This window comes from Telluria antibiotica (genome assembly GCF_011682055.1).
Taxonomy (GTDB): domain Bacteria; phylum Pseudomonadota; class Gammaproteobacteria; order Burkholderiales; family Burkholderiaceae_D; genus Telluria; species Telluria antibiotica.
The window spans coordinates 114,062-134,590 of record NZ_JAAQOM010000010.1; the positions used below are offsets into that span (position 1 = coordinate 114,062).

The 20,529-nt window shown below is 64.8% G+C and carries 20 protein-coding genes; 16 read left to right on the forward strand and 4 right to left on the reverse strand.

Annotated features, from left to right (window positions below; all coding sequences use genetic code 11):
- The first annotated feature begins 174 nt into the window (after positions 1–174).
- From ftsZ to lpxC, 5 genes are all read left to right on the forward strand, one after another.
- A complete protein-coding gene (gene ftsZ, locus HAV22_RS17260) occupies positions 175–1,377 on the forward strand; it encodes a cell division protein FtsZ (RefSeq protein ID WP_166860667.1) in 1,203 nt (400 codons plus the stop codon).
- Positions 1,378–1,607: 230 nt separating this feature from the next.
- A complete protein-coding gene (locus HAV22_RS17265) occupies positions 1,608–2,111 on the forward strand; it encodes a peroxiredoxin (RefSeq protein WP_166860669.1) in 504 nt (167 codons plus the stop codon).
- 7 nt (positions 2,112–2,118) lie between these two features.
- Positions 2,119–2,568, forward strand: a complete 450-nt coding sequence (locus HAV22_RS17270; RefSeq protein WP_166860670.1) for a GNAT family N-acetyltransferase — start codon at positions 2,119–2,121, stop codon at positions 2,566–2,568.
- A 50-nt stretch (positions 2,569–2,618) separates the two neighbouring features.
- On the forward strand, positions 2,619–3,461 hold the full coding sequence (locus HAV22_RS17275; protein WP_166860903.1) for a DMT family transporter: 843 nt from the start codon (positions 2,619–2,621) through the stop codon (positions 3,459–3,461).
- Between the two features lie 72 nt (positions 3,462–3,533).
- On the forward strand, positions 3,534–4,469 hold the full coding sequence (lpxC, locus tag HAV22_RS17280) for a UDP-3-O-acyl-N-acetylglucosamine deacetylase (RefSeq protein ID WP_166860671.1): 936 nt from the start codon (positions 3,534–3,536) through the stop codon (positions 4,467–4,469).
- Positions 4,470–4,613: 144 nt separating this feature from the next.
- Here the strand turns inward: lpxC and HAV22_RS17285 are convergent, their stop codons facing one another.
- Positions 4,614–5,117 (reverse strand): DciA family protein, encoded by a 504-nt coding sequence (locus HAV22_RS17285; protein ID WP_166860673.1) that lies wholly within the window; start codon positions 5,115–5,117, stop codon positions 4,614–4,616.
- Positions 5,118–5,362: 245 nt separating this feature from the next.
- On the opposite strand from HAV22_RS17285, the gene secA reads away from it, so the two are divergent.
- Positions 5,363–8,146 (forward strand): preprotein translocase subunit SecA, encoded by a 2,784-nt coding sequence (secA, locus tag HAV22_RS17290; protein ID WP_166860674.1) that lies wholly within the window; start codon positions 5,363–5,365, stop codon positions 8,144–8,146.
- Positions 8,147–8,299: 153 nt separating this feature from the next.
- Positions 8,300–9,085 carry a hypothetical protein gene (locus tag HAV22_RS17295; protein ID WP_166860675.1) on the forward strand — a complete coding sequence of 262 codons (786 nt, stop codon included), beginning with the start codon at positions 8,300–8,302 and terminating at the stop codon, positions 9,083–9,085.
- Positions 9,086–9,113: 28 nt separating this feature from the next.
- Here the strand turns inward: HAV22_RS17295 and HAV22_RS17300 are convergent, their stop codons facing one another.
- On the reverse strand, positions 9,114–10,124 hold the full coding sequence (locus HAV22_RS17300; protein WP_166860677.1) for a MerR family transcriptional regulator: 1,011 nt from the start codon (positions 10,122–10,124) through the stop codon (positions 9,114–9,116).
- Between the two features lie 289 nt (positions 10,125–10,413).
- Here HAV22_RS17300 and HAV22_RS17305 point away from each other — a divergent pair, with 289 nt between their 5' ends.
- The 3 genes from HAV22_RS17305 (at position 10,414) to HAV22_RS17315 (ending at position 13,299) form a co-directional block, all read left to right on the forward strand.
- Positions 10,414–10,800 (forward strand): hypothetical protein, encoded by a 387-nt coding sequence (locus HAV22_RS17305; protein ID WP_166860678.1) that lies wholly within the window; start codon positions 10,414–10,416, stop codon positions 10,798–10,800.
- A gap of 595 nt (positions 10,801–11,395) precedes the next feature.
- Complete coding sequence (locus HAV22_RS17310; RefSeq protein ID WP_208296242.1) at positions 11,396–12,385, forward strand: TauD/TfdA family dioxygenase; 990 nt, start codon at positions 11,396–11,398, stop codon at positions 12,383–12,385.
- Positions 12,379–13,299: an AEC family transporter gene (locus HAV22_RS17315; protein ID WP_166860681.1), complete on the forward strand. Its 921-nt coding sequence runs from the start codon at positions 12,379–12,381 to the stop codon at positions 13,297–13,299. Before HAV22_RS17310 ends, HAV22_RS17315 begins: the two co-directional genes overlap by 7 nt.
- Before the next feature lie 6 nt (positions 13,300–13,305).
- Here the strand turns inward: HAV22_RS17315 and HAV22_RS17320 are convergent, their stop codons facing one another.
- Positions 13,306–14,382: an AI-2E family transporter gene (locus HAV22_RS17320; protein WP_166860682.1), complete on the reverse strand. Its 1,077-nt coding sequence runs from the start codon at positions 14,380–14,382 to the stop codon at positions 13,306–13,308.
- Between the two features lie 173 nt (positions 14,383–14,555).
- On the opposite strand from HAV22_RS17320, the gene argJ reads away from it, so the two are divergent.
- Genes argJ through HAV22_RS17335 form a run of 3 tightly spaced genes read left to right on the forward strand, consistent with a single transcriptional unit; the run spans position 14,556 to position 17,113 of the window.
- Complete coding sequence (gene argJ, locus HAV22_RS17325; RefSeq protein ID WP_166860683.1) at positions 14,556–15,794, forward strand: bifunctional glutamate N-acetyltransferase/amino-acid acetyltransferase ArgJ; 1,239 nt, start codon at positions 14,556–14,558, stop codon at positions 15,792–15,794.
- 4 nt (positions 15,795–15,798) lie between these two features.
- Positions 15,799–16,704: an ATP-binding protein gene (locus HAV22_RS17330; RefSeq protein ID WP_166860685.1), complete on the forward strand. Its 906-nt coding sequence runs from the start codon at positions 15,799–15,801 to the stop codon at positions 16,702–16,704.
- On the forward strand, positions 16,697–17,113 hold the full coding sequence (locus tag HAV22_RS17335) for an NUDIX domain-containing protein (protein ID WP_166860686.1): 417 nt from the start codon (positions 16,697–16,699) through the stop codon (positions 17,111–17,113). Before HAV22_RS17330 ends, HAV22_RS17335 begins: the two co-directional genes overlap by 8 nt.
- Positions 17,114–17,137: 24 nt before the next feature.
- On the opposite strand, the gene HAV22_RS17340 is transcribed toward HAV22_RS17335, so the two are convergent.
- Complete coding sequence (locus tag HAV22_RS17340) at positions 17,138–17,629, reverse strand: YfbM family protein (protein WP_166860688.1); 492 nt, start codon at positions 17,627–17,629, stop codon at positions 17,138–17,140.
- Between the two features lie 251 nt (positions 17,630–17,880).
- Between HAV22_RS17340 and HAV22_RS17345 the strand changes: the two genes are divergently transcribed.
- The 3 genes from HAV22_RS17345 to HAV22_RS17355 are packed head-to-tail and all read left to right on the forward strand — an operon-like array spanning position 17,881 to position 20,522.
- The gene (locus HAV22_RS17345; RefSeq protein ID WP_166860689.1) at positions 17,881–18,681 is read left to right on the forward strand and encodes a S8/S53 family peptidase; all 801 of its coding nucleotides are present in this window, start codon (positions 17,881–17,883) and stop codon (positions 18,679–18,681) included.
- Positions 18,682–18,693: 12 nt separating this feature from the next.
- Positions 18,694–19,611, forward strand: a complete 918-nt coding sequence (locus HAV22_RS17350; protein WP_166860691.1) for a cyanobactin maturation protease PatG family protein — start codon at positions 18,694–18,696, stop codon at positions 19,609–19,611.
- Positions 19,608–20,522, forward strand: a complete 915-nt coding sequence (locus tag HAV22_RS17355; protein WP_166860692.1) for a hypothetical protein — start codon at positions 19,608–19,610, stop codon at positions 20,520–20,522. The genes HAV22_RS17350 and HAV22_RS17355 overlap by 4 nt, the downstream gene beginning before the upstream one ends.
- Positions 20,523–20,529: the final 7 nt, after the last annotated feature.

Below are 20,529 nucleotides of genomic sequence, written 5' to 3' on the forward strand. Positions count from 1 at the left end.
ACGTAAACGCAACGCGTGGCGGGTTTTTCGAGGTTTAGTAACAGCTAGTAGCAGATTTGCTTGGTAACGGACACGAAACATTTTTAAAATAGTGGCGCGTTTCCAATCTCGAGTCCTGGCGATGTCCGCGAGGATTCGGGCTTGGAAACGGCTCATCGAGATTAGGAGTTCATCATGGAGTTCGATATGGTCGATAACGCAGCATTGGGCACGGTCATCAAGGTCGTCGGCGTTGGCGGCGCGGGTGGTAATGCGGTTCAACATATGATCAACAAGGGCGTGGCGGGCGTGGAATTCATCGCGGCCAACACCGACGCCCAGGCGCTGGCCGCATCGGGCGCCCACAACATCATCCAGATCGGCGAGTCCGGCCTGGGTGCGGGCATGCGTCCGGAAATCGGCCGCCAGCTGGCCGAGCAATCGCGCATGCGCATCGAAGACGCGCTGCGCGGTGCGCACATGGTCTTCATCGCCGCCGGCATGGGTGGCGGTACCGGCACGGGCGCCGCGCCGATCGTCGCGGAAGTCGCCAAGAGCCTGGGCGCGCTGACCGTGGCCGTCGTCTCGAAGCCGTTCTCGTACGAAGGCGCGAAGTGCATGGACGTCGCGGAAAACGGCCTGGCCGAACTGACCAAGCACGTCGACTCGCTGATCGTCATCCTGAACGAGAAGCTGGAAGACATCTACGAAGACGAATCGATGCTGGACTGGATGAAGCATGCGGACGACGTGCTGAACAACGCCGTCGCCGGTATCGCCGAGATCATCAACGTCCCGGGCCACATCAACGTCGACTTCAACGACGTGAAGACCATCATGAGCGAGCAGGGCAAGGCCATGATGGGCACGGCGACCGCGTCGGGCGTCGACCGCGCGCGCATCGCCGCCGAACAGGCCGTCGCATCGCCGCTGTTGGACGGCATCGACCTGTCGGGTGCGAAGGGCGTGCTGGTAAACGTCACCGCGTCGCGCGGCCTGAAAGGCAAGGAGATCAAGGAAGTCATGGCTGCCGTGCGCGCGTTCGCCGCACCGGACGCCGCGATCGCACAAGGCATCGCCTACGACGACGAGATGGGCGACGAACTGCGCGTGACCGTCGTCGCGACGGGCCTGGGCAAGAACAAGGCCAGCATCTCGCTGGTGCAGCCGCAGCAAGTCCTGCGCACCGGCACGTACGGCGCGCCGATGATGTCGGGCACGCCTGGTGTGACGGGCGGCGTGACGATGGGTTCGGCCACCGGCGCCGGCGCGATGGACGGCATGAAGCAGCCGGCCGTGTGGCGCCGCGAGCAGGCGTCCGAGCAGGTGCGCGCGATGCAGAACAACGGCGTCGAAACCTACGACATCCCGGCGTTCCTGCGCAAGCAAGCCGACTAAGCAGCACACTCCAACGCCGGCTGACCACCGGCGCTCCATGATGCGGGGCCAGGCTGTTCCAAGCAGCCTGGCCTTTCGTTTTATGCGCGTTACGCCGACGTCGCGCGTGGGCACGGGGGGCCACCCTACGATTGTCCGATGCCGTAGGGTGGGCACCCCGTGCCCACCAAGCCGAAATCTGGCATATCAGGCATACTTGCGGATTCTTCAAACTCGAAAGGAATCCCATCATGACCATCCAGATCGGCGACCGCCTGCCGGAAGGCACCCTGCAAGAATTCATCGACGTCGAAACCGAAGGTTGCGCGCTCGGCCCGAACACGTTCAACGTGTCCGACCTCGTGAAAGGCAAGACCATCGCCATTTTCGGCCTGCCGGGCGCATTCACGCCGACGTGCTCGGCCCAGCACCTGCCGGGCTACATCAAGCTCGCGGACCAACTGAAAGCCAAGGGTGTCGACGAGATCTGGTGCATCTCCGTCAACGACGCGTTCGTGATGGGCGCGTGGGGCCGCGACCAGAAGGCCACCGGCACCGTGCGCATGATGGCCGACGGCAGCGCCGCGTTCACGAAGGCCCTGGGCCTGGAATTCGACCTCGTCGCCAAGGGCTTCGGCGTGCGCTCCCAGCGCTACTCGATGCTCGTGCAGGATGGCGTCGTCAAGCAGCTGAACGTGGAAACCGGCGGCTTCGACGTGTCGTCGGCCGAGACGCTGCTGAAGCAACTGGGCTGATCGACCCTTGATCATCAACACCGAAACGCCGGACCAGCTCGAGGTGCGCGACATGCTCGCGCGCCTCGACGCGTACTGCGCCGCGCTGTATCCGGCCGAGAGCAACCACCTGCTGGACATCGCGTCGCTGATGCAGGGCGACGTGCTGTTCCTCGTCGCGCGCGACATCGACGGTGGCGCGGTCGGCTGCGCGGCGCTCGTCAACAAGCAGCACTATGGCGAAGTCAAACGCATGTTCGTGGACGAGCGCAAGCGCGGTCTCGGCACGGGCCGCAAGCTGCTCGAGCATCTGGTGATGTTCGCGCGGATGTCCGGCCTGTCGGTGTTGCGCCTGGAGACCGGTATTCATCAGCCGGAAGCGATCGGCCTGTATGAGCGCCTGGGCTTCGAACGGTGCGAACCGTTCGGCGACTATCGGGACGACCCGCTGTCGCTGTTCATGGAGAAGCCGCTGTGAGGGACGCTCCCGTGAGCCGGCTCGCGGGGAATATGCGCAGCATCCGCGCGATGCTGGTCTGCGTCGCCATGTTCTCCATCATGGACATGACGATGAAGCTGCTGTCCGCGCACTTCCCCGCGATGCAGGTGGCGGCGATCCGCGCGTTGTCCGCGCTGCCGCTCGTCGGCGCCTATCTATTCTGGCGCGGCGGCCAGCGCTCGCTCTTGCGCATCCGCTGGCCGCTGCACCTGCTGCGCGGCGCGATCGGCATCGCGATGCTGTCGCTGTTCACCTACGGCCTCAAGACCTTGTCGCTGGCCGAAGCCTATTCGATCTTCTTCGTGGGCCCGATCCTCATCACGGCGCTGTCCGTCATCGTGCTGGGCGAGCGGGTGAACGGTGCACGCTGGATCGCGATCGGCGTCGGCATGGCCGGCGTGCTCGTGATCCTGCGCCCGACCGGTGCCGGCTTCTTCTCGCTGGGCGGGCTCGCCGTGCTGGCCGCGGCCGTGTGCTATGCCGTGTCGGCCGTCGCCGGCCGCGTGCTCGCGCGCACGGACCGGGGCGAGCACATGATGTTCTGGCTGATGGTGTTGATGGCCGCGGGCGCGACGCCGCTCGCCGCACCTGCCTGGGTGTCCGTGCAGGCGGAGCACTGGGTCCTGATCCTGTCGCTGGCCATCAGCGGTTTCTTCGGCCAGCTGGCGCTGACGGAAGCGTTCAGCCATGGCGAGGCGTCCGTGGTGGCGCCGTTCGAGTACACGGCGCTGGCCTGGGGCGTGGCGATCGACTGGCTCATGTGGAAAACCTTGCCGGATGCATATACCTTGCTGGGCGGCGCCATCATCATCGGCAGCGGCTTGTACCTGATCCGCCACGAAACCGTGCACGCCGAGGCCGAGCATCCCTGAAAACGTGGTGTTCCCGCCACCGGTCCGAGGAGCCCGCCGGCGCGTCCGAAAGCCCTACGATATAATCGAACGATGCTCAAACAACGAACCATCAAACAGCTCGTGCGTACAACAGGTGTCGGCCTGCACTCCGGCACCAAGGTCGAGCTGACCCTGCGCCCCGCGGCCATCGATACGGGCATCGTGTTCCGCCGGGTCGACCTCGACCCCGTCGTCGAGTTCCCGTCGAATGCCGACATCGTGGGCGATACCCGCATGGCGTCCGTGCTCACGCAGGGCAATGCGCGCGTCTCGACCGTCGAACACCTGATGTCGGCCTGTGCCGGCCTCGGCATCGACAACCTGTACGTGGACGTCACGGCCGAAGAGATCCCGATCATGGACGGTTCCGCGTCGTCGTTCGTGTTCCTGCTGCAGCAGGCGGGCGTGCAGGAGCAGGCCGCTGCGAAGAAATTCATCCGCGTGCTGAAACCGGTCGAAGTCCGCCAGGGCAGCGGCGCCAACGAGAAATGGGCGCGCCTGACGCCTTACGATGGCTTCAAGCTCGACTTCTTCATCGAATTCAACCACCCGGCCGTGGACGGCACGACGCAGCGCGCCGTCGTCGACTTCGGCAAGGTCTCGTACGTGCACGAGGTCGCACGCGCCCGCACGTTCGGCTTCATGCAGGACGTGGAAAGCCTGCGAGGCATGGGCCTGGCGCGCGGCGGCTCGCTGGAAAACGCGATCGTGATGGACGAGTACCGCATCCTCAACGCGGACGGGCTGCGCTACGAAGACGAGTTCGTGCGCCACAAGATCCTCGACGCGATCGGCGACCTGTACCTCGTCGGCGCGCCGCTGCTGGCCAGCTACGAGGCGCACAAATCGGGCCACGGCCTGAACAACCTGCTGCTGCGCGAGCTGCTGGCGCAGCCGGAATCGTACGAGATCGTCACGTTCGACGCGTCGGAAACGGCGCCCGTGTCGTATGGCGCGCAGATGGAGCGGGAGTGGGCGCTGACGTAGGGCGATCTCCTGCCGACGTGTAACGCCAACACTTCGCAAATGTCCGCGTGGGCACGGGGTGCCCACCCTACGAAATCTCGCAGCCGTAGGGTGGGCTCCCCGAGCCCACGCGTAACGTGCGCGTCGTGTTGAGGTCCGCGCCGGTCACGTGTTTTTGCGCCGCTCCGCCAGCCGCTTGAGCGCCGCTTTCAATGCCGCATTCTGCGGCGTCTCCGGCAAACTCTCTCCCAATTCCTCGAACGCTTCCACCGCCGTCGGCGGCAACGTCAGCGATGACGGTTTCAGCTCCTCGCGCACGGGCACGTTCGGCCGCATCTGGATCTTGATGCGCACGTTGTCCACCTGCCAGCCCTTCTTCTGCAAGCTCGCCTGCAGCTTCGGCAGCTGCTGCTTGAGCTTGGCCGCCACGGCCGAGGAGGGCACGGCGAGGGTCAGCACGGCATCCTGGAACGACAGCACGTCGCAGCCGGCGTACATCGGCGGCAGGATGTTCTTGACGTCGCGCTGCAGGTTACCGACGCGCAGCGCGGTCGGCATGAGCGCGGCGAGGCGGTCGTTGGCGCGCAGGAAGTCGGTGGCGCCGAACGACGTCTTGCGGTCGCGGGTGCCGTAGATGTGGAAGGGACGCTGATTGTTCGGGGACTGCATGCTCGGAACATACCACAGCCGCGCCCCCTGCCGCGAACAATCGTGCGCGCTGTGTGAAATCGAATGCAGTTTGATAACATTTTTTGCCAGCCGCACTTGTGATACGCCCCGCGACCCCCAAGTGTGGCCGGATCGCATGATAAAATCGGTGGCTTTTTGCCATTGGCGCTCTCAGGAGGATATGTTTTTGCTATCATCCGGGGCTCCTCGGACCTTTTTCGCGGCGTACTTTTGAAGAACACAGCATGTCATTCCTGACCAAGATTTTCGGCAGCCGTAACCAGCGTCTGCTCAAGCAATACCAAAAATCCGTGCGCGACATCAACGCGCTCGAGCCGCAGATGGAAGCGCTGTCCGACGCCGATCTCCAGGCAAAGACGAACGAATTCAAGCAACGCCTGGCCGGGGGCGCGACGCTGGACGACATCCTGGTGGAAGCGTTCGCCGTCTGCCGCGAAGCCGCGAAGCGCGTCATGAAGATGCGCCACTTCGACGTGCAGCTGATCGGCGGCATGGTCCTCCATTACGGCAAGATCGCCGAGATGGGCACGGGCGAAGGCAAGACGCTGATGGCCACGCTGCCCGTGTACCTGAACGCGCTGTCCGGCAAGGGCGTGCACGTCGTGACGGTCAACGATTACCTGGCCCAGCGCGACGCCGAGCAGATGGGCCGCCTGTACGGCTGGCTCGGTTTGACGACGGGCGTGAACCTGTCGCAGATGGACCACGACAGCAAGCAGAAGGCATACGCGTCCGACATCACCTACGGCACCAACAACGAGTACGGCTTCGACTACCTGCGCGACAACATGGTGTACGAGATGCGCGAGCGCGTGCAGCGTGGCCTGAACTTCGCCGTGGTCGACGAAGTGGACTCGATCCTCATCGACGAGGCACGTACCCCGCTGATCATTTCCGGCCAGGCCGAGAACCACACGGAGCTGTACCACAAGATCAACGAAGTCCCGCCGCTGCTCACGTTGCAGATCGGCGAAGAGACGCCGGACGGCAAGGGCCAGGTCGAAGTCCCGGGCGACTACACGAAGGACGAGAAGGCGCACACCGTGCTGCTGACCGAGGCCGGCCACGAAAAGGCCGAAGCCATCCTGACGAAGATGGGCCTGCTGCCGGAAGGCGCGTCGCTGTACGACGCCGCCAACATCACGCTGATCCACCACCTGTACGCCGCGCTGCGCGCACACGTCCTGTACCACAAGGACCAGCACTACGTCGTGCAGAACAACGAAGTGGTGATCGTCGACGAATTCACGGGCCGCCTGATGACGGGCCGCCGCTGGTCCGACGGCCTGCACCAGGCCGTGGAAGCGAAGGAAGGCGTACGCATCCAGAACGAGAACCAGACGCTCGCGTCCATCACGTTCCAGAATTACTTCCGCATGTACGGCAAGCTGTCCGGCATGACGGGTACGGCCGACACGGAAGCGTACGAATTCCAGGAGATCTACGGCCTGGAGACCGTGGTCGTCCCGCCGAACAAGCCGTCGCAGCGCAAGGACCGCCAGGACCAGGTCTACAAGACGGCGCAGGAAAAATACCAGGCCATGCTGGTCGACATCCGCGACTGCTACGAGCGCGGACAGCCGGTCCTCGTGGGCACGACGTCGATCGAGAACTCGGAACTGCTGTCGGGCATCCTGACGAAGGCGGGCCTGCCGCACAACGTGCTGAACGCGAAGCAGCACGCACGCGAGGCGGAGATCATCGCGCAGGCGGGTCGTCCGAAGATGATCACCATCGCCACCAACATGGCGGGCCGCGGTACCGACATCGTCCTGGGCGGCAACGTCGAGAAGCAGATCCAGTTCATCGAGGCCGACGAATCGCTGTCGCCGGAGCAGAAGGAAGAGCAGTCCGCGAAGCTGCGTTCGGAATGGCAGTCGCTGCACGACCACGTCGTGGCGCAGGGCGGCCTGCACATCATCGGTACCGAACGCCACGAGTCGCGCCGCGTCGACAACCAGCTGCGCGGCCGTTCGGGCCGCCAGGGCGACCCGGGCTCGTCGCGCTTCTACCTGTCGCTGGACGACCCGTTGCTGCGCATCTTCGCGGGCGACCGCGTGCGCGCCGTGATGGACCGCCTCAAGATGCCGGAAGGCGAACCGATCGAGGCGGGCATCGTCTCGCGCTCCATCGAAGGCGCCCAGCGCAAGGTCGAGGCCCGCAACTTCGACATCCGCAAGCAGCTGCTCGAATACGACGACGTCGCCAACGACCAGCGCAAGGTGATCTACACCCAGCGTAACGAGCTGCTGGAAGCGGCCGACATCTCCGAGCTGATCGCATCGCTGCGCACGGGTGTCTTCACGGACGTCGTGCGCACGCACGTGCCGGCGGAATCGGTGGAAGAGCAGTGGGACATCCCGACGCTCGAACGCGTGCTGGCCGACGAATGGGCGCTGCAGGTGCCGCTGGCGAAGATGCTGGAGGACGAGCCGAACCTGAACGACGACGACATCCTCGAGCGCGTGCTGGCTGCGGCCGAAGCGTCGTACGAGGCGAAGGTCGGCATCGTCGGCAAGGAAGCGTTCGGCGGCTTCGAGCGCAACGTCATGCTGCAGAACATCGACACGCACTGGCGCGAGCACCTGGCCGCGCTGGACCACCTGCGCCAGGGCATCCACCTGCGCGGCTATGCGCAGAAGAACCCGAAGCAGGAATACAAGCGCGAAGCGTTCGAGCTGTTCGGCGCCATGCTGGACCAGATCAAGAACGAAGTGATCCGCACCATCATGACGGTCCGCATCCAGACCCGCGAGGAAGTCGAGGCGGCGGAAGCCGCGATGCAGGCGGCCGCCGCGCACCTGGAAAACATCAACTACCAGCACGCCGACTTCGACCCGACGGCGGCACCGGAAGAATTGATGGCGCCCCTCGCGGCGACGCCGGGCACCACGGCGATGGCGGACGATCCGGCCACCACGTACCTGGGCATGAAAGTCGGCCGCAACGACCCGTGCCCGTGCGGCAGCGGCAAGAAATTCAAGGCTTGCCACGGCAAGCTGGCGTGATGCCGTAGCACCCGACGAAAAGCACCCTGCGGGGTGCTTTTTTTTGTCCCGGCCGCGCTGTCGGATTTGATAAACCGGATAAACGATATTCATGATTTTTCCGGCGCGGCGGGCCGGGTAACATCGTGGTTCCGCGTTGATCGAGGACCGACCATGTTGACCGATGCCGCCGCACCGCCGCTACCGCCGCGCCGCACGTTCGCGCCCAGCCACCCCGCCGACGGTGTGCTCATCCTCATCTATGTCGGGTTGATCTGGCTCGGCATGATCCTCGGCTTCGGCGGCGAGGTCGCGCGCCACGTCAGCAACGGCGACCCGCCTTACCCCGCTATCCTGCACGTGCATTCCGCCGTGTTCGTCGCATGGCTGGTCGGATACACGGCGCAAGTCCTGCTGGTACGGTCGGCGCGGCCGGCGCTGCATCGGCGCCTCGGCGTGGCGATGGGGTGGTGGATCGCCGTGATGGCCATCGTCGGCACGGCGACGGCGTACACGATCCAGACCCGGAATTTCGGCACGGACCACAGCGACCCCGCGTTTTTCAGCGTCCAGATGGGTGACCTGATCGGCTTCGTGGGCCTGAGCGTGGCGGGTATCGTGTATCGCAAGCGGCCGGCGGCCCACCGGCGCCTGATGCTGCTGGCGATCCTGCAATTGAGCACGGCGGGCTTCGCGCGCTGGCTCGGCGGGGCGGTCGGCGCCGCCTACCCGTTCGGCCACTGGGGCCAGAGTTTCTGGGCGACGTTCCTGACCCTGCACCTGACGAACGACGTCATGGTGCTCGGCATCGGCGCCTGCGACCTCGTCACGCGGGGCCGCCTGCACCCCGCCTACGTGGCGGGCCTGATCTGGAGCTTCGGTGTGCAGGTCACGCACGTCAGCCTGTATCTTTGGCCGGCCTGGCTGCCCGTCGCGAAGATGCTGCTCGGGCATGGATAACGGCCCGCGGTGGCGGGCCGTGCGGACGTCAGGCGCTCATCGCCTTGCGCAGCCAGGCGATCGTCGCATCGCCGATGCCCGGGCCCATGCGCAGCAGGGGATCCGTCGCCGTGCCCTTACGGAAGGCGTCGACGTCCTGCGGATCGTCGCCGACCATGTCGTGGAACAGCGCCAGCCACTGGCGCCCGAGGTCGCGCGCGCGCGCGCCCGTTGCTTCCGGGTCGGCTTTGATCTCGGCCTGCACTTGCGCGATCAGCGGTGTCCACTCGTGGCCGCGCGCGGTGAAGTGGCGGCGCATGCGGTCGATGACTTCCGGCCGCATGTATTTCGCCCAGGCGTCGAACTTGAGTTCGCCGACGGCGGCCTTCACGTAGTCGAAGACGTGCGCCGGCAAGCCGACAGCCTCCTTCTCCTGCGCTGCCATCACGTTCAGTTTCGCCTGCAGCGCCGGGTCGCCGCCCGTATCGCGCTCGAAGACCTGCAGCCAGCGCAGGGCGAAGGCCTTTGCGGCGCCCGCGGTCGGCGGCACCTGTGACTCCATCAGTCCGCGCGCCTGTTCGACCATGCCTTGCCACTCGGCCTGTGCGGCGTCGCTGCCGCTCATCGGCATGCGTTGCAATTCTTCCTTGCTGAAATAGCGTTCGTACACGTTCGTCATGTCCATGGTGTTTTCCAGTGTGGTGAGCCACGTGGACAGGTCCGGCGCGGTGCCGCGCACGAGTTGTTCGCGCACGCGCAGCAGCTGGCCGCGCAGGCGCCGGGCTTCCGCCATGCGCACCTCGAGCGATTCCAGCTGGCGGTCGACGATCGCCAGGGGCGAACCCGCCGGACTGTCCAGCGTGAGGCCGATGTCGGACAGGCTCATGCCGAATGCGCGCAAGGCCTGGATACGGTGCAGGCGCGCCACGTCATCGCGGTCGTAGAGCCGGTAGCCGGCATCGGAACGCGCCGAAGGACGCAGCAGCCCGATGCTGTCGTAGTGGTGCAGGGTGCGCACCGTCAGGTTGGCCAGCGCGGCCAGCTCTCCCACTTTCAGCATCGTGTCTCTCCGTTCTTCAGCGTGATGCCATGGTCAGGCCTCACGTGGCGTGAGGGTCAAGAGGTTCCGGCGCTGGAAAGCAAATAATGCGTGTCCAGGTCTGTTACGCCGACTGACGCAAGTCGAGACAGATAAATCGGATAAACCTTTTTGCCATCAGGTTTATCCGTTCGTATCCGTGGGCCCGAGCCGGTTGCGCAGTATCGCACAACCTCTACAATTCACGCGATATATGTTACCCTTGCGCAAAATACGCCGACATGTCGGCCATTTAAAAATGAGTCCATGCATGAATAAAATTGATTTCCCTGAATTGTCGCAACTGGCCGCCGCATCGGCTGCCGTGACGGCGACCTGCAAATGCAGTGCCGTTCCATTGCTGGCTTGGCAAAAACTGCCTCTTTCGCTCGATCTGGACGGTCTTGAGGAAATCGGAACCCTCGTCGACGATCCTTACGACGAACCGACGTTCAGTGAATATCATCCGCAAGGCACGCGGTATGAGAGCGAAGACGCGCCCATTGCACCGCGTTATTTCCCCTGCAATCGTAGTCAAGTATTGCGCTGTCAGGCATGTGGACGTCATTTCTTGCAATATAACGAGGCAGGCGGTTATTTCACTGAACTGCGAATCCGTGCCTTGAGGCCAGAGTTGCTGATTGATGCTCCGCTATAAGCCGGTGTTTTGATCATATCGACATGCCACCGCCTCGGTGGCAGTGTGTCGCTCCTCGGCGCTGTCCTGACACACCGATTCGCTTGTCCCTGCGCAACTCGCGCACTTCCCGCTCCAACCTGCTCACGCTCTTCATCACTGGTAGTCGGTCCAGGCCATGGCTATTGGTACTGCCAAACAATAAAGCCACCGAAAACCGCGGCAATTCAAGGTTTTATTCTGATTGGACAAATAATTGGAAAAAGATATCGGCTGATGTCTGATTTATTGGAAATATCGGTGCGATGCGAATATTGGAAATCTTGATGGTTAAGCGATTGTCGCGAATATACACTCAGAAAATTCCTATTATTTATAGTTCATTTGTTTTGATATTGACACTGTAATTATCAAACAAGATAATTCCGTCGCTAAAGAATGAGTCTGCGATGCCTGTGCGGTGCCTTCGGCGCGCAATCAATTGTTCGTGGAGTCTTTTCAATTTCTCATATTGGCCCCGGTAGGTCATGCCAATTATCTGGATTCATGCGCGTCATGTATTCACCCGAAGCACGTGGAACATCACTAAAAAATGAATAATACTTGCCTTTTCAAATTGACCGACACCGAACGCGATCGCCTCGGTAACGCGTTAAACAAGATCGCCTATGATCCCAGCGGCTCGCTGGCCTACATCACGGATTTGCGCATGACGGCGATTTCGACGCTGCCGCGGCGTATCATCGACGCGCTGTCGGAACAGCGCGCATCCATCCAGCCGAGGTCGCATCTTGTTTTCGAAAACCTGCCGACGGACGAGCAGGTCTTCACGACGCCGGATCCGGACGTGTTCACGCCTGCATCCAAGAGCGGGCACGTCAGCGAAAACCTGATCATGGCGTTTGCAGCGCTGATCGGCGAACCGTATTCGATCCTGTTCGAAGGGGGAGACATCGTGAACAATCTCATCCCGACCAAGCGTGCAAAACGTGAATACACTGGCCTTGGTTCCGAAGTGGAACTGGATTTTCACATCGAGAACGCCGCATTGAAGTTCATGGGGGACTTCAATTTCTCGCCGCTGGGACTCTTGCTGACCGGGGTTCGTCACGACCCGGAAGGTCCACTGACCCGTTTGGCGGATGCGCGTATCGCCCTGCAGAACTTGACCGCGGAAGACATCGAATGTCTGCGCATGCCGCTGTACCGCATCAAGGTCCCTTATCGCTGGCGTCGAGGCAATATTGTCCAGACCGAACCTGTGCCTCTGGTGCGCGGCAGCGCGAGCCTGCCCGAGGTCAGCGCAGTGTTCTATCCGGACATGGTGGAACCTCAATCGAGTGCCGCTGCAGCCGCGATGGAGAATTTTTACGCGGCGATACGCGAAAGTTCATTTGGCGTCGATGTGACGCCCGGCCGCCTGGTGTATATCGACAATCGCTTCACCTTGCATTCCCGTGACAAGTTCAGCGGCACGAATGACGAGTTCGACAACCCGATGCGCTGGGTGCAGCGCGTCTTCGTTGCGGCCAACCTGTGGAACCACCGAAATCTCAATCCTGTGAAGTCCCGTGTGTTCCAGCCGGGAGAAACAGTCGAATGCTGAACATCTTTATGTCGGTGCTGCCGATCTTCCTGCTCATCACGGCAGGCTATCTGGTCAAGAACCGCTTCGTGCGCGACGACGGCTTCTGGAAGGCGGCGGACAAACTTGTCTACTACGTTTTTTTCCCATCGCTGCTGCTGCTTGACGTCAGCGATGCAAACTTCGCCAGTGCCAACACGTCCAGTTCGATCCTGGCGACCGTGGGCGGCACGCTGCTGGTCGCGATCTTCATCCTGGTTGCCCAACGTGTGGTCACCGTGCGCAACGATCTGTTCACGTCCATTTTCCAGGGCGGCGTACGCTACAACTCCTACGTGTTCGTTGCACTGGCACAGTCGCTGTCCGGAGCGGAAGGCGTGGCGATATCGGGCGTGTTCGTCGCCTATATGATCGTGCTGACGAACGTGATGAGTGTGCTCGTCATGAACCATTACGGCACCGGCGGCAAGAAATCGTTCAAGGGCACCGTGGCCGCCATGGTGCAGAACCCGCTGATCATCGGCGCCATGCTCGGCCTCGCGCTCAACGTGGCCGACTTGCATGTTGCTGGCGCCGCCAGGCAGTTCCTGACGTATCTCGGCAATGCGGCAACGCCGCTCAGTTTGATGTCGGTGGGTGCGGGCCTGATGCTGGTCATGCAAGCTCGCCAGGCGATCGCCACCGGTTATGCCGTCGGTCTCAAACTCCTGGTCATGCCGCTTTGCACCCTGACGCTGTTGAAGGTGCAGGGGGCGTCGGGAACGCCTGCCCACATTGCGTTGTTGTACTCATCGGTGCCATGCGCCGGCAATGCGTACATCATGGCGCGTCAAATGGGAGGCGATTCCGAAACCATGGCATCCATCATCACCTGGACGACGCTTTTGTCGGCAGTCACGATTACCGTCATCATCGGTACGATCACCCAGCTGTAGCAGGCCTCACGTCGGGTCGAGGTCCAGCGGTTGCGCTTCGCGCAGCGCGCGCGCTTCGTGCCACAAGGTGACGAACAGCGTCATCACGACGGGGCCGATGAACAGGCCGATCAGGCCCAGCGTCTCGACGCCGCCCAGGATGCCCAGCAGGACGGCGAGGAAGGGCAGTTGCGTGGCGTTGCCGATCATCGCGGGACGCACGAAATGGTCGGCCACGAACAGCACGACGACGCCGAGGACGACGATCGCGATCGCGGCGATCGTCGCGCCCTGCCACGCCAGCAGCGCGGCGGCCGCGCCGAAGGCGAGGGGAGCGCCGAACGGGATGATGGCGAGGATGCCCGTGACGGCGGCCCACAGCATGGCCGACGGTACGTGCGCGAACTGGTAGCCGATGCCCAGCAGGACGCCTTCCGCGAGGCCGACGAGCACCAGGCCGTTGACGGTGGCGCGCACGGCGACGGGCACCTTCAGAGAGAACAGCGTCCAGCGCCGCGTGCCGATCAGGTGGGCGCCGATGGCGTCCGTCTGGCGCTGCAGGGCGACGCCGTCCTTGTAGAAGAAGAACAGGCACAGGAACGCGAACAGGATGTCGACGAGGCGGTGCATGACGCCGCTGCCCACGCGCTTGAGGACTTCGCTCGCGGTCTGCATGCGCCCGACGGAGCCGTCCTGCAGCAGGTGCGCGAGGCCGTGCGGCTGGCCCAGGGTCGCGAGCCACCAGTTGTAGATGGCGTCGCCCGCGAACGGGATGCGGTGCAACCACTCGGGCGCCGCGAGGCCTTCCGTGTTGGCGTTGGCGACCACCTGGGCCAGCGCGGGCGCCTGGCGCGCGGCCTGCGTGACGCCCAGCGTGAGCGGCGTGATGAAGGCGATGGCCATCGCGATGGTGACAAGGGCCGCGGCGAGGATCGCGCGCCCCTTCAACGCCGTGCGGACGCGCACGTACAGCGGCCAGGTGGCGATGCACAGGATGGCCGCCCACAGCAACGGCAGGATGAAGCGCTGCGTCAGGAACAGGGCGAACAGCACGATCGCCAGCGAAAAGCCGGCGCTCGCTACGTCGCGTTGGTTGTCGGTCATCGATCCTCCGGTAGATGGGGCATCTTACCAAAGAGGCATGTCCCCGTTCGTGATGTTTCCGATTATCAATTGACCAACTTAAGCATGTATTAACACCGGCGGCTTACCGGTGTGCTCGCCGATGAGGCGTTACAATACCGGACCTTCTTTCCATCTTTTCATTAGAGAACGCCATGGCCGTCAATTCCCCCCTGCCCGTCGCCGCCGAACTGAAACCCGTCGCCGGCATCGAACTCGGTTACGCCGAAGCCGGCATCAAGAAGCCGAACCGCAAGGATGTGCTGGTGATGAAGCTCGCCGAAGGGGCGACCGTCGCCGGCGTGTTCACGAAGAACCGCTTCTGCGCGGCGCCGGTCCAGGTGAGCAAGGCGAATCTGGCGGCAGTGAAGGCCGGGGGCAAGCCGATCCGCGCCCTGGTCGTCAACACGGGCAATGCGAACGCGGGTACCGGTGAACCGGGCCTCGCGAACGCGCAGGCCACGTGCGCGGAAGTCGCGCACCTGCTGGGCCTCGATGCGCAGCAGGTGCTGCCGTTCTCCACGGGCGTGATCCTGGAACCGCTGCCCGTGCAAAAGATCGTCGCGGGCCTGCCGGCCGCCATCGCGAACCTGAAGGCCGACAACTGGTTCAATGCGGCGGAAGCCATCATGACGACGGACACGCAGCCGAAAGCGGCGTCGCTGACGACGACGGTCGGCGGCCACACCGTCACGATGACGGGCATCAGCAAGGGCGCCGGCATGATCAAGCCGAACATGGCGACGATGCTGGGCTACCTGGCATTCGACGCGAAGGTCGCGCAGCCCGTGCTGGACGAACTCGTGAAGTACGCGGCCGACCGCTCGTTCAACAGCATCACGATCGACGGCGACACGTCGACCAACGACTCGTTCATCCTCGTCGCGACGGGCGCCGGTTCGCTCGTCGTCGATTCGACCGACAGCCCGGACTACATCGCGCTGCGCGACGCCGTCACCGGCATCTCGCGCCACCTGGCGCAGCAGATCATCCGCGACGGCGAAGGCGCCACCAAGTTCATCACGATCACGGTGGAGCAGGGCCGCGACATGGACGAGTGCCGCAAGATCGCCTACGCCATCGCCCACTCGCCGCTCGTCAAGACCGCGTTCTTCGCGTCCGACCCGAACCTGGGCCGCATCCTCGCGGCCATCGGCTACGCGGGCGTCGACGACCTCGATACGGCCAAGCTCGACCTGTACCTGGACGACGTCCTCGTCGCCAAGTCCGGCGGCCGCAATCCCGAGTACAAGGAAGAGGATGGCCAGCGCGTGATGAAGAAGGCCGAGATCCTCGTGCGCGTCGTGCTCGCGCGCGGCGACGCGGACGCCACCGTGTGGACTTGCGACCTGTCGCACGACTACGTCTCGATCAACGCCGACTACCGTTCCTGATTCGATGAACCAGCTGGAGAATTTCCTGCACCGCGCCGAAGCCCTGCTGGCGCGCGTGGAGGCGTTATTGCCGCCCGCCGCGCCGCGCGATCCGGATTTCCGCCACGGCTACGCGTACCGCTGGCGCAAGCGTCCGGGCGCGGGCAACGTCAAGCATCTGCAGGCGGTGACGCACGCATCGCACATCCGCCTCGACGACCTGCAGCACATCGGCCAGCAGAAAGAACAGATCGAGCAGAACACGCGCCAGTTCGTGGGCAAGCGCCCCGCCAACAACGTGCTGCTGACGGGCGCGCGCGGCACGGGCAAATCGTCGCTGATCAAGGCGTGCCTGAACCAGTTCGCGCCGCAGGGCCTGCGCCTGATCGAAGTCGACAAGGCCGACCTCGCGGACCTGCCGGACATCGTCGACCTCGTGGCGGGCCGGCCGGAGCGTTTCGTGATCTTTTGCGACGACCTCAGTTTCGAAGAGGGCGAAGCGGGCTACAAGGCGCTGAAGGTGGCGCTGGACGGCAGCATCGCGGCGCAGTCGGACAATGTGCTGATCTACGCGACGTCGAACCGCCGGCACCTGATGCCGGAAAAATTCTCGGACAACGACGGCTACAAGCACGTGGCCGACGACGACCTGCACCCGGCCGAGACGGTCGAGGAAAAGATCTCGCTGTCGGAGCGCTTCGGCCTGTGGCTGTCGTTCTATCCATTCCGCCAGGACGACTACCTGGACATCGTCGGCCACTGGCTGACGAGCTTCGGCTGCACGCCCGAGCAGATCGCGGCCGCGCGCGGCGACGCGCTGCGCTGGGCGCTGGGCCGCGGCTCGCGCTCGGGCCGCGTGGCGTGGCAGTTCGCGAAGGATTACGCGGGCAAGCTGCCGCCCGCGCCTAGTCAGGAACAGGTCGATGTCTGAGAAGCCGGTCGATGTGGCGGTGGGCGTGCTGATGCGCCCGAACGGCGACGTGCTCCTCGGCCAGCGCCCTGACGGCAAACCGTACGCCGGCTACTGGGAATTCCCGGGCGGGAAAGTCGAACCTGGCGAGGACATCTTCCACGCGCTGCAGCGCGAGTTCGTCGAGGAACTGGGCGTGAAGGTGATCTCGGCCGAGCCCTGGTGCTGCGTCGAACACGTGTACGAGCACGCGCACGTGCGCCTGTACTTCTACATCAGCCGCGAATGGGAAGGCGAACCACAAAGCCTGGAAGGGCAGGCCTTCGCGTGGCAGGGCGCGTATGCCGTCAGTCCGCTGCTGCCGGCGACGATTCCGTTGCTGGCGTGGCTGGATCAGGTGCGGTATGCGGGGCGCGGCGAGGCTGCTTGAGCCTCGTGCGCCGACACGGGACGATCAAGTCAGGCAGTGGATCACGACGTCACCGCGCGCGGCCGCGTCCGTATAGAACCGCTGCAACGCCGAGTAGTAACCGAGCAGAAACTCGAGCCCCTCGTTCCCTTCCTCCGCCCAGATGGCGGGGTAGACGTTCTTCTCTTCCATCGCGCCCGGATCGTACCGTTGCGCCAACGTCTCCGGCGTGAGCGCGGCCAGCGCTTGCGCGACAGTTTTGACCTCGTCCGGCGTCAGATAGCGTGCCGGTCCATAATCGAGATCCGGCCCGATTTCGGCTCCATCGAGAATCGCCAGCGATAACGGTGGTTCGCCGCCCACGGGGTCACCCGTCAGCAGGTAATGCAGGCCATGCCAGGCTTTGTCCAGGCTCATGGAATTCGGCGGCAAGCTATCGTAGTCCGGATACAGCAGCGCTTCGACCATGTCGGGGTCTTCCAGAAATTGCCCAAGCGTTTGCGGTGTAATCGAAGCAAAGAAAGCGCGAATGCCCACGGATGGCTCCTTGTTAATTGACGGGAAACTTCGTCGGCAGTGTACGCAGGCACGCGCAGTTTGACAATCAGTCACCACACCACCGCGCGCGATCGCATTCGTATAAAACTGTTGCGACATCGAGTCGAAATCGAATAGAGACGCGCGCCCTCGTCGCCATTGCTGCGATCGGACTGGACACGGCGTGCAAACCTGCTAACCTTCTAACCTGACTGCCTGTAGCACCTCTCCGATTACCAAAAGGAATCGCGATGACGGGTCTGGACCTCACCATGCAGCGCGAAGTGCTGTACGCGGGCCTCGGTTTCCCGCGCCTGCTGCGGGCACGGTGTGCGATGCGTGCCACCACGGTCGCGCTGCTGGACGGACCCGTCGACGCGACGGCGCCCCACTTTGCGCGCGTCTCGTTGGTCGCCCGGGGCGACCCGGAGGCGATGCAGACGCCATCCGACCACGCGACGGCCATGGCATCGCTGCTCGTGGTGCCGGGCGCGGACGACCACATGCACCTGCTGTGCTGGCCCACGCTGGGCGACGCGCAGGCAGCCGGTGCGCGCTGCGCGCAGCACCTGCTGGAGGCGTGCGCGGCGCGGCCGGATTTCATCCTGCTGGGCTTCGAATTCCTCGGTACCGCGCCCGGCTTCCTGCAGGCTGCGCAGGCCGCGCTCGATACGGCACACGCTGCCGGCATACCCGTACTGGCGCCAGCCGGCAACCATGGCGGCGCCATCGCCCATCCCTTGTACGCGCACCCGGCACTCGTGCCCGTCACCACGGCCGGCAGCGCCTGGGGGCCGCGAGCCGCGCGCGGCATCGGCGCCCCGGGCCACGCGGTGCCCGTGGTGCTGGCCGGCGGACGCGCCACGACCGCGTCCGGCACGAGCTTCGCCGCGGCGCTGGCGGGCGCGGCACTCGCGTCACTGGTCGCGCGCAGTCCCTTGCCCGCCGCCCATCTGTGTGCCGCGCTGCATCGCGGCACCGGCCCGGCTAGCCGCACGCTGCCGCCCGACCTCGACGTCTGGCGTGCATTCCAGCATTTGCCCCTGTCCTGAAAGGAAGCCATCATGACCGAAGCCGCTCCGGACCACGCCAGCGCACCGCCCGCCCCAGCCCACGCGCCTTGCCCCAGCTGTGCCGCCCAGGCGGGGGCGCCGCCGCAGCAGTATGTGTACGCGCTTGGCCGGATCGAGGTGCGCTTTCCATCGCTGGGTCTGGAGCGAGAGTACCAGCAGCGCGAACGTGCATTGGGGCACGCGCCGGGAGGCCGGCTTGCGCGCCTGTGCGCGGTACTGGAAAAAAATCCGCACCTGGCCGCGCAAGCCTGCTACCTGTTCACCGTGGGCGGCAGCCCCGCCTACATCCTGGCGCCGGCCGGCAATTACCTGCGCGGCGCCTTGTTCGAGGCCTTGGCTGCCGGCGAAGCCCAGGATGCCTATGCCGTGGCGGTCGGACGGCTCGGGCCGATGGCGCCGCCGCAGGCGTGCGGCGGCGTGCTGGCCCCCGTGCTCCTCGTCGACCAGCTGTACACGTTCCGGCTCGACGAATGGAGCGGCACGCTGACGCACACGCTGGACGCGGCGCTGAAGGACCGGAACATTCCCGTGGACGCCTTCACCGATACGGCGCGTGCCCTGTTCCACCGCATCGTCCAGTCGACCGAGAACGTCGGCGCGACCGACGTGCACCGTGCGCTGAACTACCTGATCATGCAGCACCCGGGCATCTTCCTGGCCGCCGCCGAGAAGCGCGAACGGCACGTGCTGGAGCGGATCGAGACGCGGCTCGTGCAGGGCGTGTCCGCCCGGCGGCAGGTAGCGGTGATCCTCGGCTTCACGGAACGGTCCACCGGCATCACGGAGCGCTTGTTCACCCGCGTCGACGTCACCGAGGAATGGCCGTTCGTCTCCGATGCGGACGGCGAGCGCGGCCCGCTCGGGCTGCAGCCGTGGCTGGAAAACTCGATGCTGGGCATGCCGCTATGACTCTGCTGCCGCCGCCTTTGCCCGCGGCGGTGCTCGCGCTGTTGGGCGAATCCGCCGCGAACGTGGAATACAGCATCGATCACCGCGAGGGCGTGCAGGGCATCACGGTGCCGCTGCGCGGCGACGTGGGAACGGCGCTGGCCCGCGTCGCGGCAGCGGCAGGGCTGCCCGGGACGTGGCTGTTCACCGTGCAGCGGCTGGTCGCGGCCATGCTGCCGAACGCCATCCTGCTGCGCATCGACACGGACGGCCGCCGCATCGGCGCGCTGACCGCTTACCTGCGCTTTCCACAGGAGCCGGCCGCACCTGCGCTGCAGGCGCTGCTCGGTGCGACGTCACGGCTGCGGGTACGGTCCGACACGGTGGCCGCGCTCGCGCAGGCGCTGGGCTGTCCCGGCGCCCGCGGCCTCGGCATCCGGACCGATGCCGACGGGGGCGAACGGCTGGCAGTGTATTTCCGCGTCGAGCGCGACGTGCATGGGTTCGGCGCGGCCGCCTTGCAGCAGCTGGCCGGCGCGCTCGGCTGGCCCGAGGATGCCTGCGCGCCGATCGCCCGCGACTTGCGCGCGCTGCATCCCGGTGGCAGCGTCGGCGTGATCGGCGTCGACGTCGCGGACGACGGGGACATCGCCGCCCTCAAATGCGACCCGGCCAACGTGCCGCTGGCGCGCGCGCTCCCGTTCCTGCAGCAGCAGGGCGCAAGCCCGGAGCGCATCGACACCTGCCTGTCGCTGTGCCGCGCGCTGCGCGCCCGCACGCTCAGCTACGTCGGCGTGAAATACGACCGCAGCGGCCTCGCAGGCTGGCGCCTCTATTTTTCCTATCGCCCGCACGGGGCGGCGCGCAACGGCCAGCCGGCGCTGCTGATCGACACGCCGGGCACCGCCGCGCTGCGGATGCCCCATTACTGAACCCTGA

What these genes read in the sequence shown, in the direction of transcription:
- HAV22_RS17335 (WP_166860686.1), top strand. Translation starts at nt 16,697, where the DNA reads ATGTCTGAGAAGCCGGTCGATGTGGCGGTGGGCGTGCTGATGCGCCCG.
- ftsZ (WP_166860667.1), top strand. Translation starts at nt 175, where the DNA reads ATGGAGTTCGATATGGTCGATAACGCAGCATTGGGCACGGTCATCAAG.
- secA (WP_166860674.1), top strand. Translation starts at nt 5,363, where the DNA reads ATGTCATTCCTGACCAAGATTTTCGGCAGCCGTAACCAGCGTCTGCTC.
- HAV22_RS17275 (WP_166860903.1), top strand. Translation starts at nt 2,619, where the DNA reads ATGCTGGTCTGCGTCGCCATGTTCTCCATCATGGACATGACGATGAAG.
- HAV22_RS17285 (WP_166860673.1), bottom strand. Translation starts at nt 5,117, where the DNA reads ATGCAGTCCCCGAACAATCAGCGTCCCTTCCACATCTACGGCACCCGC.
- HAV22_RS17345 (WP_166860689.1), top strand. Translation starts at nt 17,881, where the DNA reads ATGACGGGTCTGGACCTCACCATGCAGCGCGAAGTGCTGTACGCGGGC.
- HAV22_RS17295 (WP_166860675.1), top strand. Translation starts at nt 8,300, where the DNA reads ATGTTGACCGATGCCGCCGCACCGCCGCTACCGCCGCGCCGCACGTTC.
- HAV22_RS17320 (WP_166860682.1), bottom strand. Translation starts at nt 14,382, where the DNA reads ATGACCGACAACCAACGCGACGTAGCGAGCGCCGGCTTTTCGCTGGCG.
- HAV22_RS17355 (WP_166860692.1), top strand. Translation starts at nt 19,608, where the DNA reads ATGACTCTGCTGCCGCCGCCTTTGCCCGCGGCGGTGCTCGCGCTGTTG.
- HAV22_RS17350 (WP_166860691.1), top strand. Translation starts at nt 18,694, where the DNA reads ATGACCGAAGCCGCTCCGGACCACGCCAGCGCACCGCCCGCCCCAGCC.
- HAV22_RS17265 (WP_166860669.1), top strand. Translation starts at nt 1,608, where the DNA reads ATGACCATCCAGATCGGCGACCGCCTGCCGGAAGGCACCCTGCAAGAA.
- HAV22_RS17315 (WP_166860681.1), top strand. Translation starts at nt 12,379, where the DNA reads ATGCTGAACATCTTTATGTCGGTGCTGCCGATCTTCCTGCTCATCACG.
- lpxC (WP_166860671.1), top strand. Translation starts at nt 3,534, where the DNA reads ATGCTCAAACAACGAACCATCAAACAGCTCGTGCGTACAACAGGTGTC.
- HAV22_RS17330 (WP_166860685.1), top strand. Translation starts at nt 15,799, where the DNA reads ATGAACCAGCTGGAGAATTTCCTGCACCGCGCCGAAGCCCTGCTGGCG.
- HAV22_RS17300 (WP_166860677.1), bottom strand. Translation starts at nt 10,124, where the DNA reads ATGCTGAAAGTGGGAGAGCTGGCCGCGCTGGCCAACCTGACGGTGCGC.
- argJ (WP_166860683.1), top strand. Translation starts at nt 14,556, where the DNA reads ATGGCCGTCAATTCCCCCCTGCCCGTCGCCGCCGAACTGAAACCCGTC.
- HAV22_RS17305 (WP_166860678.1), top strand. Translation starts at nt 10,414, where the DNA reads ATGAATAAAATTGATTTCCCTGAATTGTCGCAACTGGCCGCCGCATCG.